Origin of the sequence: Microbacterium sp. NPDC076911 (assembly GCF_040687125.1) — a bacterium.
GTDB lineage: Bacteria > Actinomycetota > Actinomycetes > Actinomycetales > Microbacteriaceae > Microbacterium.
In genome coordinates, this window is sequence record NZ_JBFBMP010000004.1 from 119,761 (window position 1) to 134,226 (window position 14,466).

16 protein-coding genes and 1 pseudogene are annotated in these 14,466 nt (G+C 61.8%); 6 read left to right on the plus strand and 11 right to left on the minus strand.

The annotated features are described in order from the left end of the window. A pseudogene (locus AB0O81_RS07490) lies at positions 1-573 on the minus strand (ATP-dependent helicase); the annotation flags it as partial. Positions 574-866: 293 nt separating this feature from the next. Between AB0O81_RS07490 and AB0O81_RS07495 the strand changes: the two are divergent. After that, positions 867-1,478, plus strand: a complete 612-nt coding sequence (locus tag AB0O81_RS07495; RefSeq protein ID WP_363582830.1) for an antibiotic biosynthesis monooxygenase — start codon at positions 867-869, stop codon at positions 1,476-1,478. Positions 1,479-1,539: 61 nt separating this feature from the next. Here the strand turns inward: AB0O81_RS07495 and AB0O81_RS07500 are convergent, their stop codons facing one another. The 5 genes from AB0O81_RS07500 to AB0O81_RS07520 all read right to left on the minus strand — a co-directional run bounded on the left by AB0O81_RS07500 (position 1,540) and on the right by AB0O81_RS07520 (position 7,353). Next, on the minus strand, positions 1,540-5,208 hold the full coding sequence (locus tag AB0O81_RS07500; RefSeq protein WP_363582832.1) for an efflux RND transporter permease subunit: 3,669 nt from the start codon (positions 5,206-5,208) through the stop codon (positions 1,540-1,542). A gap of 83 nt (positions 5,209-5,291) precedes the next feature. Continuing rightward, positions 5,292-5,681 carry a CrcB family protein gene (locus AB0O81_RS07505; protein WP_363582834.1) on the minus strand — a complete coding sequence of 130 codons (390 nt, stop codon included), beginning with the start codon at positions 5,679-5,681 and terminating at the stop codon, positions 5,292-5,294. Beyond that, positions 5,678-6,085 carry a CrcB family protein gene (locus AB0O81_RS07510; protein WP_363582836.1) on the minus strand — a complete coding sequence of 136 codons (408 nt, stop codon included), beginning with the start codon at positions 6,083-6,085 and terminating at the stop codon, positions 5,678-5,680. The genes AB0O81_RS07505 and AB0O81_RS07510 overlap by 4 nt, the downstream gene beginning before the upstream one ends. A 9-nt stretch (positions 6,086-6,094) precedes the next feature. Next, positions 6,095-7,072: a DNA topoisomerase IB gene (locus AB0O81_RS07515; protein ID WP_363582838.1), complete on the minus strand. Its 978-nt coding sequence runs from the start codon at positions 7,070-7,072 to the stop codon at positions 6,095-6,097. An 11-nt stretch (positions 7,073-7,083) separates the two neighbouring features. Then, positions 7,084-7,353 carry a Rho termination factor N-terminal domain-containing protein gene (locus tag AB0O81_RS07520; protein ID WP_363582840.1) on the minus strand — a complete coding sequence of 90 codons (270 nt, stop codon included), beginning with the start codon at positions 7,351-7,353 and terminating at the stop codon, positions 7,084-7,086. Positions 7,354-7,592: 239 nt separating this feature from the next. Here AB0O81_RS07520 and AB0O81_RS07525 point away from each other — a divergent pair, with 239 nt between their 5' ends. Continuing rightward, on the plus strand, positions 7,593-7,757 hold the full coding sequence (locus tag AB0O81_RS07525) for a hypothetical protein (RefSeq protein WP_363582842.1): 165 nt from the start codon (positions 7,593-7,595) through the stop codon (positions 7,755-7,757). A 68-nt stretch (positions 7,758-7,825) separates the two neighbouring features. On the opposite strand, the gene AB0O81_RS07530 is transcribed toward AB0O81_RS07525, so the two are convergent. Further along, a complete protein-coding gene (locus tag AB0O81_RS07530) occupies positions 7,826-8,584 on the minus strand; it encodes a TipAS antibiotic-recognition domain-containing protein (protein ID WP_363582844.1) in 759 nt (252 codons plus the stop codon). Positions 8,585-8,752: 168 nt separating this feature from the next. On the opposite strand from AB0O81_RS07530, the gene AB0O81_RS07535 reads away from it, so the two are divergent. Both AB0O81_RS07535 and AB0O81_RS07540 read left to right on the plus strand, forming a co-directional pair. Next, positions 8,753-9,637 (plus strand): DUF4097 family beta strand repeat-containing protein, encoded by an 885-nt coding sequence (locus tag AB0O81_RS07535; RefSeq protein WP_363582846.1) that lies wholly within the window; start codon positions 8,753-8,755, stop codon positions 9,635-9,637. Next, the gene (locus tag AB0O81_RS07540; protein WP_363582848.1) at positions 9,634-10,242 is read left to right on the plus strand and encodes a PadR family transcriptional regulator; all 609 of its coding nucleotides are present in this window, start codon (positions 9,634-9,636) and stop codon (positions 10,240-10,242) included. Before AB0O81_RS07535 ends, AB0O81_RS07540 begins: the two co-directional genes overlap by 4 nt. Before the next feature lie 24 nt (positions 10,243-10,266). Here AB0O81_RS07540 and AB0O81_RS07545 read toward each other — a convergent pair whose 3' ends face one another. Further along, entirely contained in the window at positions 10,267-10,806 is a 540-nt protein-coding gene (locus AB0O81_RS07545; protein ID WP_363582850.1) for a universal stress protein, read from the minus strand. A gap of 156 nt (positions 10,807-10,962) precedes the next feature. Here AB0O81_RS07545 and AB0O81_RS07550 point away from each other — a divergent pair, with 156 nt between their 5' ends. Further along, positions 10,963-11,145, plus strand: coding sequence for a DUF3073 domain-containing protein (locus AB0O81_RS07550; protein WP_363582852.1), 183 nt, complete (start codon positions 10,963-10,965; stop codon positions 11,143-11,145). A gap of 7 nt (positions 11,146-11,152) precedes the next feature. On the opposite strand, the gene AB0O81_RS07555 is transcribed toward AB0O81_RS07550, so the two are convergent. From AB0O81_RS07555 to AB0O81_RS07565, 3 genes are all read right to left on the minus strand, one after another. Beyond that, complete coding sequence (locus AB0O81_RS07555) at positions 11,153-11,521, minus strand: TIGR02611 family protein (RefSeq protein ID WP_363582854.1); 369 nt, start codon at positions 11,519-11,521, stop codon at positions 11,153-11,155. 70 nt (positions 11,522-11,591) lie between these two features. Continuing rightward, a complete protein-coding gene (locus tag AB0O81_RS07560) occupies positions 11,592-12,833 on the minus strand; it encodes an MFS transporter (RefSeq protein WP_363582856.1) in 1,242 nt (413 codons plus the stop codon). A gap of 71 nt (positions 12,834-12,904) precedes the next feature. Continuing rightward, positions 12,905-13,684, minus strand: a complete 780-nt coding sequence (locus AB0O81_RS07565) for an IclR family transcriptional regulator (RefSeq protein WP_363582858.1) — start codon at positions 13,682-13,684, stop codon at positions 12,905-12,907. A gap of 123 nt (positions 13,685-13,807) precedes the next feature. Here AB0O81_RS07565 and AB0O81_RS07570 point away from each other — a divergent pair, with 123 nt between their 5' ends. Then, the gene (locus AB0O81_RS07570) at positions 13,808-14,368 is read left to right on the plus strand and encodes a DJ-1/PfpI family protein (RefSeq protein WP_363582860.1); all 561 of its coding nucleotides are present in this window, start codon (positions 13,808-13,810) and stop codon (positions 14,366-14,368) included. Positions 14,369-14,466 lie beyond the last annotated feature (98 nt).

Below are 14,466 nucleotides of genomic sequence, written 5' to 3' on the forward strand. Positions count from 1 at the left end.
CGAACGATTCGGACGATCACTACGGTCATCACGACGCGGGGCCTTGTTGTCGTAGGAACGCGCAGGGCGATCGCTACGGTCATCACGACGCGGAGCACGATCGTCATACGAACGATTCGGACGATCACTACGGTCATCACGACGCGGGGCCTTGTTGTCGTAGGAACGCGCAGGGCGATCGCTACGGTCATCACGACGCGGAGCCTTGCTGTCATACGAACGATTCGGACGATCACTACGGTCATCACGACGCGGAGCGCGATCGTCATACGAACGATTCGGGCGATCATTGCGGTCATCACGACGGGGCCCGCGGTCAGACCCGGCGTGAGTGCGAATACCACGCGCTTCGTCACGGCCAGCACGCTCTTGCGCGTTCCAACGACGCTTGGGCGCGCCATCCGAAGACTCTGCGGGTCGATAGCCGCGGTGACTCGGGCTCTTGCTTCCCTGGGTGCCGTTCGATGACTCACCGGGGCGGCGCTTGCGGTCCTGATAGCTGGTGGTCGCGCCGTAGCGCGGTTCAAAGTTCTTGGCGGGGCGTCCGCCGGCAGGCTTCTTGCTCTTAGGCATGGTGGTGTCCTTCTGGGTTGTTCTCTTGAGAACAGCGCTCCACAGATCGCGCACAAACGCTAGCCGCCTCAGCGGCACGGAGTATCCCGGACTATCGTCGGCCGGGGGCCATTCAACGTGATGGTCGTAAAGACGGAAGCGTCTAAACCATCGGCCCCTTGGACTCACAAACCCAAAACCCGCGCACGTCGCGGTGTCCAGAGCCGACTCCGAGAGCCTAGCGGAGGCACCTGAGAACTGGCTCCGCATCGCTATGGACGGCCACAGCTCTCACTGCACGCAGAATGGTTGGCATGGCAGAACTCGACGCCCACTCCATCACCGTCGCCATCGAACGACGCATCGACCCCACCCGCACGCGCGAAGCCACAAGCTGGATGCAGGCAGGTACCGACCTCGCTACGGCCTTTCCCGGATTCTTGGGATCCGGTTGGGTACGTGCCGGCGAAACAAGCGACCTCTGGTACATGCTGTACCGGTTCCGCGATCTCGCGACCCTCGAAGAATGGGAGCAGTCTTCGCAGCGCGAGTGGTGGCTCGACAGTGGTCGTGCCTTCGCAAACGAGGTGCGCGCGGAACGGCGAACGGGCATCGAGGGGTGGTTCGATGCCGCGGCCGCAACGCACGTCGACGCTCGTGCTGCCGAGGCAGTGAGCACCGGCCCGGTTCAGCAGCCAATACCGGTAGCGCCGCCCCGGTGGAAACAAGCAATCGTCATCTGGATCGGCTTCTTTCCGATGAACCTGCTCACCTCGTGGGCACTCGGCTTCGTGCCGGGGTTCGAAGAATGGCCGCTGGTATTGCGCATTCTGCTGGCGACCGTAATGCTCACCCCGGTCATGACCTACTTCGTACTGCCCTGGGTCACACGCATGCTTCGACCTTGGTTGCAGCGCAACTCCTAGGAACCTTCATCGCAACAGTAAAAAAGGGGGCTGCGTGATCACGCAGCCCTCTTTTCATCGCTCATTCGCGGTGATCGTTCTGGTCACTAGGTGAGCCATCTGAGGGTGAATCTTCACTCCACTCGGGAATGCTGTCGACGATCTCGTTGTCTGATGCGTTCTCGACCGAGTCTGCATCATCACCCGAGTCATCGAGTGCGGGCTCTACTTCGTCGGTCGAATCGACCTCGACGAAAGACTCGCCGTGGTCGACGGGTTCGGGCTCCGACGATTCCGCAGTGGCAGCTTCCGCATCTACCGCGTCGACGGCTTCCTCGTCTTGTGCAGCAGCCTCATCATCAGTTGCATCGATGGGGTCTTCAGCAAGAGCGTTGCCGCTGCCTTCTCCGTTCTCGGTCACCGACTCGTCTGGCTCGACGGCGGCTGCGGCAACAGTAGCGCTGTCGACACCGACGGTATCGAGCGTCTGCTCGGGCTCAGCGGATGCGCTGGCCGCGGCAAGCGCCTCAGCATGCTCTCGTTCACGCCGCTCGCGTCGTGTCTCAGGTGGAGCAACGGCAACAGCCGAAGCCCCGCCAGCGGCAAGCGCAGCGCCAGTCTCAGGCGCGTCACCACCTTCACCACCGGTGACCGAGGCGTCGTCATCGCGGCGGCGCTTGCGCTCGGCGCGGCGTTCCTTTGCTCCCTCCACGAGGTTGTAGAGCGTGGGAAGTACCAGCAGGGTGAGCACTGTCGACGAGATGAGTCCACCGATCACAACGATCGCAAGTGGCTGCGAGATGAAGCCACCTTGCCCGGTGATACCCATCGCCATAGGCGTCAACGCGAAGATCGTCGCGAGGGCAGTCATCAGAATCGGCCGCAGTCGTCGAGCACCACCAGCGAGGGTTGCGTCGTGAGAGGTGAGCCCCTTCTCGCGGTACTGGTTGACCAAGTCGACGAGCACGATCGCGTTCGTGACAACGATGCCGATCAGCATCAGCACGCCGATCAGCGAAGCGACACCGAGCGGAACGCCCGTTGCAATCTGCAGCAAAATCGCGCCGGTCGCAGCGAAGGGAATCGACACGAGCAACAGGAGCGGCTGACGCAGCGACTTAAAGGTCGCGACCATGATGATGTACACGATCAGAATGGCCGCGAGCATCGCCAGGCCTAGCTGCGTGAATGCATCCTGCTGCTGCGTGACCACGCCGCCGAGTTCGGCATCCGCCGATGCTGGCAGGTCTGCGTCTTCCAACGCTTCAGTCACGGTCGTCGTTGCGGCCGCGAGATCGTCGGTCGACGGCGTCACCGTCACGGTCGACGTGCGCTGTCCGCCTTCGCTAGTGATCGACGCCGGACCGAAGCTGTTCTCGACCTTCGCGATTTCTTCAAGGGGAACGACTCCGACCGCGGTGGGAATGCTCAACTCACGAAGCTCGTCAAGAGTCTGCGGACTCTCCGCTGCAGCAAGGTAGACGGTCAAAGCCGTGTCGTCGACTTCTACCGTGCCGATCGACTGAGCCTGCATGGTGTTGGAAACGATCGCCCCAACGGCAACCTCAGACAGACCCACCGCCGCGGCCGCGTCGGCGTCAACCTCAACCGCGATGTATGGCAATGATGACGACAGGTTGCTTGATACCTGGCCAATGCCGTCTTGGTCTTCGACTGCGGCCACGACTGCGTCAGTCGCCTCCTGCAGGGTCGATGCGTCGGGAGCGGTGACGTCGATGGCAATATCGCTGCCGCCGAATCCGCCCTGCGAGGAGCCCACGGTGACAGTTCCGACGTCGTCAAGGTCTGCAACAGCTTCGGTGACCTCTTCGCGGATCTCTACCTGGTCAAAGCCGGGGTCAGTAGTCACCGAGTAAGTGACACCCGAGCCGCCGCCCGAGAAGGCGTCCGCAAGTGCCGAACCGCTTGTGCCGATCGATACCTGCACCGTTTCGACGCCATCGATACCCAAGAGCACAGCTTCGACGGGCTCGGCTGCCGCTTCTTCAGTTTCGAGGCTTGGCGCCGGACCAAGATCCTGAGTCACCGTGAAGGTGTTCTGCCCGCTGTCACCCAAGAAATTGGTTTTCATGAATGGCGCAACGGCCACGGTTCCCGCAAGCACCAGCACGGCGAGAAGCAACGTCGTCCAAGAATGCTTGAGGGTCCACCCAAGGATCGGCACGTAGCCTCGCTGCAGGCGGCTGAGCGGAGCTGACGGATTCTCGGGGTCGATCTGCTGACCGTTCTCGTCGAGCAGCGGCTTTCCGGGGCGCAAGAACCAGTAGGCGAGCACCGGGACGATCGTCAGCGCAACGAGCAACGATGCGGTCATCGCGATCGTGACGGTCAGGGCGAATGGACGGAACAGCTCACCGGTCACGTCGCCGACGAAGGCGATCGGCAAGAAGACCGCGACGGTCGTCAGAGTGGACGAGGTGATAGCCGAGGCCACCTCACGTACACCCAGCAGAATCGACGCCTTCTTGTCGGCATCCCCGACGTAGTGGCGCTTGATGTTCTCAATAACGACGATGGCATCATCAACGACGCGACCGATCGAGATGGTGAGAGCACCAAGGGTCAGGATGTTCAGCGAGTAGCCGAATGTTTGGATACCGATAAAGGTGATCAACACACTTGTCGGGATCGAGATCGCCGTAACAAGCGTGGCGCGTACCGAGAGCAAGAAAACCAAAATGACCAGCACTGCGAAGATGAGGCCGAGCATTCCCTCTTTCGCAAGAGTATCGATCGACTCCTGGATATAAGGCGCCTGGTCGAAGACAACGGTGAATGTCGCACCACCCAGCGACTCTTCGAGATCGGGCAGAATCGCCAGCACACCGGAAGACACGTCGACGGTGTTCGCTGAGGGAAGTTTCGTGATCGCGATTGTCAGCGCGGGCTCGCCATCAACACGCGAGATGCTGGTGACAGGATCTTGCTCTTGCTCCACCGAGGCAACGTCGCCGATCGTGACCACATCCGCCTGCAACTGCTCTGCTGTGCTGGGTACCAGCGGCAGGGCCGAAACATCTTCGACACTGGTCAGCTTCGATCCAGTCTGAACGGTGAGAGTCTCGTCGCCCTCGGTGATCTGGCCACCGGGGAAGAGCACGCCGTTCTGTTCCAGCGCATCAGTGATCGCCTGTTGGCTGTAGCCAGCTGCGGCCAGTTCTGCCTGGTCTGGCGTTATCGTGACGCGCTGCCCGACACCACCGACGATTCCCGCCGCGTTGACGCCATCGACATCTTCGAGCTCGGGGATCACGCTGGCTTCAAGCTCAGCCTGAATGGTCTCGGGATCGTCGTAGCCCGTCACTGCGATCTGGATAACCGGCAGATCGTCGATGCTTGCGAGAATCACCTGCGGATCGACATCGTCGGGGAGCTGGTTCGAGATGCGATTGATCGCTTGCGTCAGCTTCTGCTCAGCGGTTCCGAGATCAGTGCCGTACGCGAACGATGCCTGCACCACTGATGCGTTGGTCGTGCTCGTCGCGGTGGTGGATTCGAGACCAGGCACCCCCTGGATCGCTTCTTCGATTGGAGTCGACACATCGTTGTTGACCACATCGGGCGATGCACCGGGGTAGGTCGAGATGATGATGACGGCCGGGAACTCGATCGAAGGGATGAGTTCTTGTTTGAGGCTCGTAAGCGCGATTCCACCGAAGAGCGCGGCGACAATTGTCACCAGAGCGATCAGGGCGCGGTTCTTGAGGCTCAGGATGGCGAGGTTCGACACAGAGGGCCTTAACTGACGGTCATGCAGACCTGACGTTCGAGCGACGTCAGGTGGATACGGGAGTGTATCGGCCCTTTATTGTTTCATGAGGATTCGGTGAGAGTCGCAATCCAGGTTGCAAGTGCATAACCCAATGCAGCAGCCCCCACCGCGAGCGCCAACGTCCCGAATAGCGTGCCGGCAGCATCCACCCATCGACGACGTTCGACCAACAGCACCGTTTCTACGGAAACCGTGCTGAAGGTCGTGTACCCGCCGAGGAGCCCCACCCCCAGAATGACGACGAGGTCGGATGCTACGGCAGACCCGAGCCCCGTGAGCACTCCGAGGGCAAATGAGCCGCTGACGTTGACGAAAAAGATACCCCACGCGAAGCCGCCGTCGCGGGCGGGAAGCAGGCGGTCGATCACATATCGGGCACCAGCGCCAAGACCTCCGGCGAGCGCCAGCCACAACAGAAGCGACGCGCTCACTCTGCAGTCTCCGGTTCGAGGGCGGCGCTCGGGCGCGCTCGACGGCCAAAGACAATGCCAGCCAGCGCAGCGCAAGCTCCCGCGAACAAAGAAACGCTCATAAGCACGATCGCAACGAGCGGCGTGGGACTCAATTGCACCGAGTGAACCGCGAAGGCACTGTAGGTCGTAAAGCCGCCGAGCACCCCGGTGCCGAGAAAAGCACGCCACCGGGGAAACTCATCACCCAATACTCCGACGACAAAGCCGAGAAGCAACGATCCGGCCACGTTCACTGCGAATGTCGCCCACGGCACGGCCGGGGCATCGGCGAGAGGAAGAATCACCGCCGCTCGGGCCAGCACTCCGACGGCACCGCCGAGGATCACCAGTCCCAATACGCGCAGTTCGACCGGTTGCGGCATCTTGCCACGCTACTGCAGTGAGCGGTGGGGCGTGATCAGTGCGCGTATCGCCTTCTCAGGTGTGATCGATAGATCGAGCAGATGCCCGTCACGGTAGCGCTTGAACACGCGCGGATCGATGTATGAACCGCGCGCAACGCTGGGTGTGTTGCCGAGCGCATCTGCTGTGGCGTTTACGGCGAGCCGCTCGGCACGTTTTTGAGCTGACGTCGAGTCCGCCTCACCGATATGCGCGAGCGCCTCAGCCGCGAGGATTGTGCCTCGCAACGTGCGAAAGTCCTTCGCAGTGAAGCGCCCGCCGGTGAGCACCCGCACGTACTCGTTCACATCGTTCGGCGAGAGCGCGACTCGTCGACGTCCTCGTTGCCACGCCAAAAGCGCAGACCGTGAGCGTCCGGTGGCGAGGAGCGCCATCGCCTCGGCAAGATCCTCATCATTGACCTCGAGTGACTGACGCTTGCCACTCTTGCCGGGGAAGACGAGTGACACGCGCGACCCAACCACGTTCGCGTCTCGACGCTGCAACGTAGTGAGCCCTCGACTGCCATGCGCGACTAGATAGCGCTCCGACCCGATTCGTGGAGCCGCCTGGTCAAGCAACCGAAATGCGGTGGCAAGCACGCGTTCACGATCAAGGTCAGGTCGACGCAACGAGACGGTCACACGGGCGCGAGCTCGTGGCAACGATTCAGCGAGCAAGAGGGCACGCGCAAACTTTCCGCGATCGCGACCCGCACTCCACTCGGGGTGATAGATGTATTGTCTGCGCCCTGCGCCATCCGTGCCAACTGCCTGAATGTGACCATCAGCGCGCACGCTGATCCACACGTTCTGCCACGCAGGCGGAATGACGAGCGCCCGAATTCGATCAACGTGACGAGAACTGACCGGCCGGCCGCGCTCGTCGATGTAGCGAAAGCCGCTACCCGCACGCACTCTTCTATAGCCACGATCGTCCAGTGGACGAACGTGCGTGAGTCTCACCACGGGACGACCGTTCAGTGGTCGCGAAGCATTGAGGTGAGCTCCGCTTTTCGCTTGCGCGAGTATCCACTGAGACCGAGTTCTTTCGCGCGGCTCTTCAGTTCGCCGACCGTCCAGTCTTCGTATGAACCTGACTCGCCACCTCGGCGGCCTACCGTCTTGCGCCCGTCGCGGGCGGCAGCGTTCGAAATCCGTGCCGCTTTTTCTTTAGACGCCCCGTCATCGCGCAACTCTTCGTATAGCCCCGCATCCTTCAGGCTGTTTGATCCCCGGCCTTTCGGCATAGCTCCCCCATTCGCGCAATCGGCTCATCAGTTCGACATTACGAAGACGCTGAGGGAGCAGCCAGGGGCTTGACAGATCTGAAGCATGCCCCTATTGCGGTTGGCTCTAGCACTATCGGGATAGTGAGCGCAACCCCCACGCATGTATTTTTCGCACATGAAAGAGTCATCTGCGTGCCCAAGAGGCATCAACCGCGGGACTCCCTGTCTGTGGTTGCGAAAGAGAAGGAGCACCCTCCATGAATCTCGCATTGATCATCATCATTGTCATTGCCGTCGTACTGGCCATCGTTGGAAGCCTTGGCGAAGCACTTGGCTTCTTGCTTTGGGTCGCCCTGATCGTGGGCGTGATCGCCCTCATCGCCTTGCTATTCCGACTCATCAGCGGAAAGAAGGTCGGCTAGCTCCGACTCCAGCGAAGAACGGCGAATGCCGCGACTCCCCCAGGTCGCGGCATTCGCCGTTTCTGTTGCTATAGGTGCCTGTTCGCATACACGTGAAGTGCATCACGCACGAACTCTGCGCCAGCCACTCCACCTGACGCGGTGGCGTAGTTCGCAGCAAACCGATCGTCAGCGACGTACATGTCGGCGAGGCCCATTACGTATGCCTTGGTGTCACTCGGGGCGCCAGGCGTTGCCCGCAGCCACTGGACGTGGCGCTCTGCGAGCGCCTGCGCTTCTGCACCTTCAGGTTTCATGCCCGCTTCCGCTGCGCTAATCCAATCGTTGTTGAGATCGGCCAGGCGTTGCTTCCACGTCGCCTGCTCGTCCTTCGACTTTGAGCGCCACCAATTGTCACTGTCGACGTAGGCCTTCGTGCCCCATCTTTGCTCGACTTCGTCTTTGTAATGCGTGTGGTCGAAGCCATCAAACATCTTCTCTGCCATTAGTTCTTCACCTCCTCTCAGAGCGTTGAGCGTGGTGTACACCGACGCGACCTGTCGGGCGAGCCGGTCTTGTTCCTGGGTCAACCACGCGAGGTGGTTTTCGAGCGCGAGGGTTTCTGGCACCTCGCGATCCAGCACCTCCGCGATCTGAGGCAGCCCAAGGCCCAGATCACGAAGCAGCAGGATCCGCTGCAACCGCAACAGCGACTGCTCGTCGTAGTAGCGATATCCGTTGTGCGCGATGCTCGACGGGTTCAGCAGGCCGATCTCGCCATAGTGGCGCAGGGCGCGACTGGTGGTGCCGGCAATCTTGGCGACCTGCTGGATCGACCACGATGTCATGGCGGATCTCCTCTCCCGTTGGCATGAACAATCTTCACGCTAAAGGTTGACGCAACGTCAAAGTCAAGCCCCGAGCCTGAATCATTCTCGAAAGTCGCGATATATCGTGTTATCCTGACTTGACGCGATATATCGCGATCTTCACCCCCTCACCCTTGGAGTGTCACCATGACCCTGGAAAAGTGGATCATCCACCCGGGCGAAACGCGCGTGATCGAGATCGAATCTGTGCGCTCGCTCAAGATCGGTCTCGTTGGAGGCCAAATCGACGTCGTTGCACACGATGAACCGGGTGCGCGTATTGAAGTTCACGGCGTGACGATCAAAGATCTGCGCATCGAGGTCTCTGGCGACGTGCTCGAGATTGACCACCCTCAGCTGCGGTGGGATAACTTTCTCGAGGTCTTCCGAAACTTCGGATCCGGCGGGCCGCAAGCCGAGATCAGCGTCGCAGTCCCCCGTGAGGTCGCCCTCTCCCTTGGCGTCGTCAGCGCAAGCGCCCTCGTGGCGGGGATCAAAAGCGACGCGCGCCTCAACACCGTGAGCGGCGACATCATCGTTGACGGCATTACGGGTGACGTCAGCGTCAACGCGGTCTCGGGCGACGTCAACGCACGCGGCGTGATCGGCTCGCTGAACGCCAACTCGGTGTCGGGCGACGTCGCGGCGACAGGAACGCTTCGAAAGGCCACCGCAGACACCGTCTCGGGTGGCATTCTGATCGACTCCGACGGACCGGTGCAGGCGATAAACCTCAACACGGTGGGCGGCACAACCACCATCCGCCTCGACGAGGGTTACCCGGCGAACTACGTTGTGCGCAGCGTGAGCGGCCGAGTGCAGATTGATGGCCACGTGCGGTCCGGCCAAGGCACGGGGCCAACCACCAATTTCGTCAGTTCGGTCGGCGAACTCAGCGGATCATTTGTCGACGTGCGTGCAAACTCCGTCTCGGGAGATGTCACCGTTCTTCGACGCACACCAACAGGTCCGGATGCTGCGCCCGCCGTGCAGCAAGAAGGTTCTGATCCTGCATCGGAGGATCAGCGATGAGTCCCGTCTTTTCACACGGCGACCTGCGCCTGTACCTGCTCAACTTGCTCGACGAGGGCCCCCGCCACGGGTACGACATCATCCAGGCGCTGTCTGACCGCACCGGAGGAACCTATACCCCGAGTGCCGGCACGATCTATCCTCGCTTGGCAAAGCTCGAAGAAGAAGGCCTTGTGTCAAAGTCAGTGGACGGCCGCAAAACCGTCTATGCCATTACCGACGCAGGCCACGCAGAAGTACTTGCCCGAGCCAGCGATCTTGAGGGCATCGAAGCCGGACTCACTGACTCGGTGCGGCTGATTGCCGACGAAGTCCGGGGCAATGTGCGCGAAGCGATGCGCAGCCTGCGCGCAGATCTCGCCGCGGCGAGCCGCGAGGAGCAGGACTCAGCCCGTGAAACACCACCTGCCGACGATGCCCGTGGACGCAGCCGAGAGCAGCTCAACCGCGCCGACAGCATCATCAACGAATTCCGTGGTCGGGTGCGCGGCGACCTGCGTTCACACGTGGCACGGGGTGGAAACCTGAATGCAGAAACGGTGAGTGCGCTCGAAGCTGCTCTCGACGAAGCAGGCCAGACCCTCACCCGGGCACTGCAGGGCTAGTCACCCGAGCGGGCCAGTAATCGGTCAGGCGGGCCAGATCTCTTCGTCGTCTGGCGTTGCTTCGCCGAGCGGCACCACCAAGAGCGTGCGGTGTTGACGGTGAGCGAGTCTCGCGCCCACTGAGCCAGTGAAGAACTCACGAATCGACTCACCAAGCCCCCGCTTGCGGGTGCCGACGACAATGAGCTTGGCGTCGACCTGCTCAGCAAGGTGTTTCATCGCCATCGCGGGATCCCCTACGAGCTGGCGCACGCTCCAGTCCACGCTCGAGTCAGCCAGCACCTCGGCTGCCGCTTGGTGCACCAAGACCAGATCACTATCGCCAGCGGCGATGTTGATATCGATCGGAGCCGAATGAACGTAGCCGTCAGGGTCTTCATAGGTCACGAAGCGCGTGACATCGACGTGAACAATCAACAGTGGCGCGCCGAGCAGACCGGCATAGCGTGCTGCCTCTTTAAGCACTCTCGGTGACTGATCAGGAATGATCCCAACAATGACCGCACCGCGCACTGATTCGTCATCAGTCGGCTGGTTTGTAGGGTCGGGTGCGTCGTTCGTCATGTGTGGGCTCCTTCGACACCGCGTACTCAAGCAGGCGGAACCGCCGAAGTGCGGAGGCTCCGTGTTATTCTGAATGCTACTCTTACCGGCTTACAGCCGACCAACGTTGAAGCGGGCACTCGCACCGCCCGCAGCTCAGAAATGAGGGGGTCTCGCATGGGTCGTGGCCGTCAGAAGGCAAAGCACACCAAGATCGCTCGTGAGCTCAAGTCCTACAGCCCGAGTTTGAACACCTCAGCGCTCGAAAGAGAACTGGGGCACCCCGAGGAAGACCAGTACGTCGACAAGTGGGCGGATCTTTACGCCGACGAGGATGAAGACGAACTAGAGCGGGCCTAGCAACCCTCTACGCGCGTGTTCGGCGCGCGGCTCGTAGCGCTCGGCGTTGTTTCCACCACTGCCAGAAGCGATCAAGCGTGCTCTTGAGCCATAGCGCGATTCGGTGTGCCCAGTAGAACTCCGTGCCCAGCACGGCAAGTCCGAGGAACACCACGAGCCACCCTGGGCCCGGTAGCGGAACGAGAATCAGCCCAGCGACGGCGAGCACGCTACCGGCAACCGCAACGGCGACACGGTACGCGAATTCGAGCCGAGGGTGCTCAGCTATCCACCCACGCGCACTGCGCATGAGCTGGCGAACAGGACGATCGCTTCGCTCGGCCGCTGCGATGTCGGCGCGAATGCTGCGCTCGATGGCGAGGGATTCGTGCGTCATGGCGCGACGCTAACAATGCAGCTCGCGAAACCACTGGGAGTCTGCCGTCCACCTCATGTGCGCTACCCGATCACCACGCGCCGTGCTTGCGCTCCCATTCCTCCTCGACGGTGTGACGTCGCGATGCCACCACCCCAGCCGGGACCGCCGCCGACACGGCCAGCGCAAGCATGATCAGCGGGATCGTCCATGACCCAGTGGCCTCGTGAATCAGTCCGATCGTCAGTGGAAACACCGCACCCAGGCCATAGCCAACGCTCTGCACGAAGCCACTGAGCGCGACTGCGCCTTCATGCGTGCTGGTGCGCACATTGAGCAGAACGAGTGTGAGCGGAAAGAGCAGGGTGGGTCCACTCAGCATCAGCACCCATAGCCAGGGGGCGAGCGCCGGAGCCCAGAGCAAACCTGCAATACCGACCAAACCTGCTGTGACGGCGATCCCGTAGAGCGCCCGCGTAGCGTGGTACCGGACGACAAGCAACGGCACCACCAGTGACGCGGGCAATCCAACCGCCGCGAACAACGAAAGCAGCACGCCGGCGGCGACGGGCGTCACGCCTGCCGTGTCGACGAGCATTCGCGGTAGCCAAGAGAACGATGTGTAGGCCACCACCCCTGCGGCGCTGAACCCCACCATGAGCGCACACGCCGAGGGCAACCTGAGCATGCGGCTAAACACCCGAGGGTTGGGCGGTTCGACATCGGCTGACTGGTCCAGGTTTCGAGTGCTGGCACGTGCACGCGAGATCAACGCGATCCATGGCACTGTCGCCATCAGGGCGAAGAGCGCCCACATCCCGAGCGACGCGCGCCAGTTGGTCGTGTCTGCCACGGGAACGGCAATCAAGGGAGGAAGGAATGTCGACACTGCCATCGTGGCCGAATAGAGCCCGGTGATCAGTCCAATCCGGTCGGGAAAGTAGCGTTTCACCAACGGCGGCAACAGAATGTTCGCCACCCCAATGGCCGCGAAGATGATCGTCGTTCCCGCAAGCATCAGCATCGCATTGGTAGCGAAGCTACGGGCTACCAGCCCCAGCGCCACGATGAAGAATGCGAGCACTGCGAGTGGTTCGAGGCCAAGCCGTCTCTCGAAAGCTGGCGTCAACAGGCCGAAGACGGCGAAGCACACGGGTGGCACAGTGGCGATCAGCCCGATGACGGACGCCGAGAGTGTGAAGTCCCGCTCGATGTAGTCGAACAGTGGCGATAGCGACGCCACCGCAGATCGCAACGAGAAGGCCAACAGCAGAATGCCGACGAGGGCGAGTGAACGCCCCTGCCACAGCGGGCGCGTGGGGGCAGGTTTCACTCGTCCCACCCTAAGCCCGCCCGCTCACTCCGCTTCGCGCGGGCTGCACGCCCCCTGCGTTTCAGCGAGGACTACACCCCCGGGCTCGCGCTAGCCACGTGCCACGCTCCCCGGCGCACGATGCGTTCTAAGTCATGCGCTCGCGAAGCGAAGTCTTCGGCGGTGGTCGAAACCGACACTGCCCCGATGGTGCGGCCGCTGCGCCCGCGCACCGGCGCTGCAATACATGCCAGCTTCGGCATGTACTCTTCCACCTCGGTCGCGATCTGCAGCGCGCGCACCTCATCAAGCTGCTCTCGCAGTGCGGCTTCGTTTGTAATCGAGTGGGCGGTCAGCGCGCGGGCACCGTGGCGATCGAGGTACCGCGTGAGAGAAGCAGCATCCTTCTCTGCCAGCATGATCTTCCCAAAAGCGGTGATGTGTGCCGACTCGGCGAATCCCACGTGAAGTTGCCCAATTCGTGGATGCTGCGCGGAGTCAGCCACGTGCGCCACTGCGATATCGTCACCGCGAAAAACCGTAAGGTACGCGGGTGCTCGCGCAGCATCCCTCATGCCTGACAACACCCGTCGCGCGTCAGGCGTGGCGAGGATCTGCGCGCGCACCGCACGACCCAGCTCGTCAACGGCGCGGCCCAGAATGTAGCGCGATTCGCGGGAGCGAACGAGGTAATCGTGTTCCTGAAGGGTCGCAAGCAGCCGGTACGTCGTCGCAGGCGACAGCGCGAGGGCGTGCGAGAGCTCTGCGGCGGTGAGTCCGTCGGGCGCCGAGCCCACAGCATCCAATATCGCGAGTGTTCGATCAGCCGAGCGAATGCCAGCGCTGTCTCGAGAGCTCTTCGTCGTGCTCATACGGTCAGTGTAGGCCTGTGTACTTCGAATGTGTTTCGCACATCGTGAGAATCGTCCTCGCATCAACAACCAGGCGGGGCGCACCCTGGAACCGCACACAACGTTGTCGTGAAAGGAACCACCATGACCAGCAAGATTCTCATCATCACCGGCGATGCCGCCGAAACCCTCGAGGTCTTCTATCCGCTGCACCGGCTGCAAGAAGCCGGCTATGAAGTGCACATCGGCGCCCCCGAAAAGCGCAAGCTTCAGTTCGTCGTGCATGACTTCGTTGACGACTTCGCCACCTACACCGAGAAGCTCGGGCACACCTGGGACGCCGACATCGCTCTCGCAGATGTTGACCCCGCCGACTATGTCGCCATCGTCGTGCCCGGTGGCCGCGCCCCCGAGTACCTGCGCAACAACGAAGAAGCCAAGCGAATCGTTCGCTACTTCTTCGAGAAGAACAATCCCGTGGCAGCGACCTGCCACGGTCCCTTGCTGCTCGCTGCCGCTGGCGTACTAGAAGGACGCACCTCGGCCGCGTACCCGGAGCTTGCAATCGACGTCGAGGTTGTAGGCGGTGTCTTCGAGAATGGCGGAGCTGTCGTCGACGGCAACCTGGTCAGTTCGCGCGCTTGGCCCGACAACGGCACGTGGATGAAGGCGTTCCTCGAAGTGCTCGACGGCGCTTCTGCATAGCCGGTCACATTCATCGAGACTAGGTTTCGTGCGCGAAACGAGACGCTGTGCAACATGTCTCGTGCACGGAGCCTAGTTTCGGCATCAGGCGCGGGCGC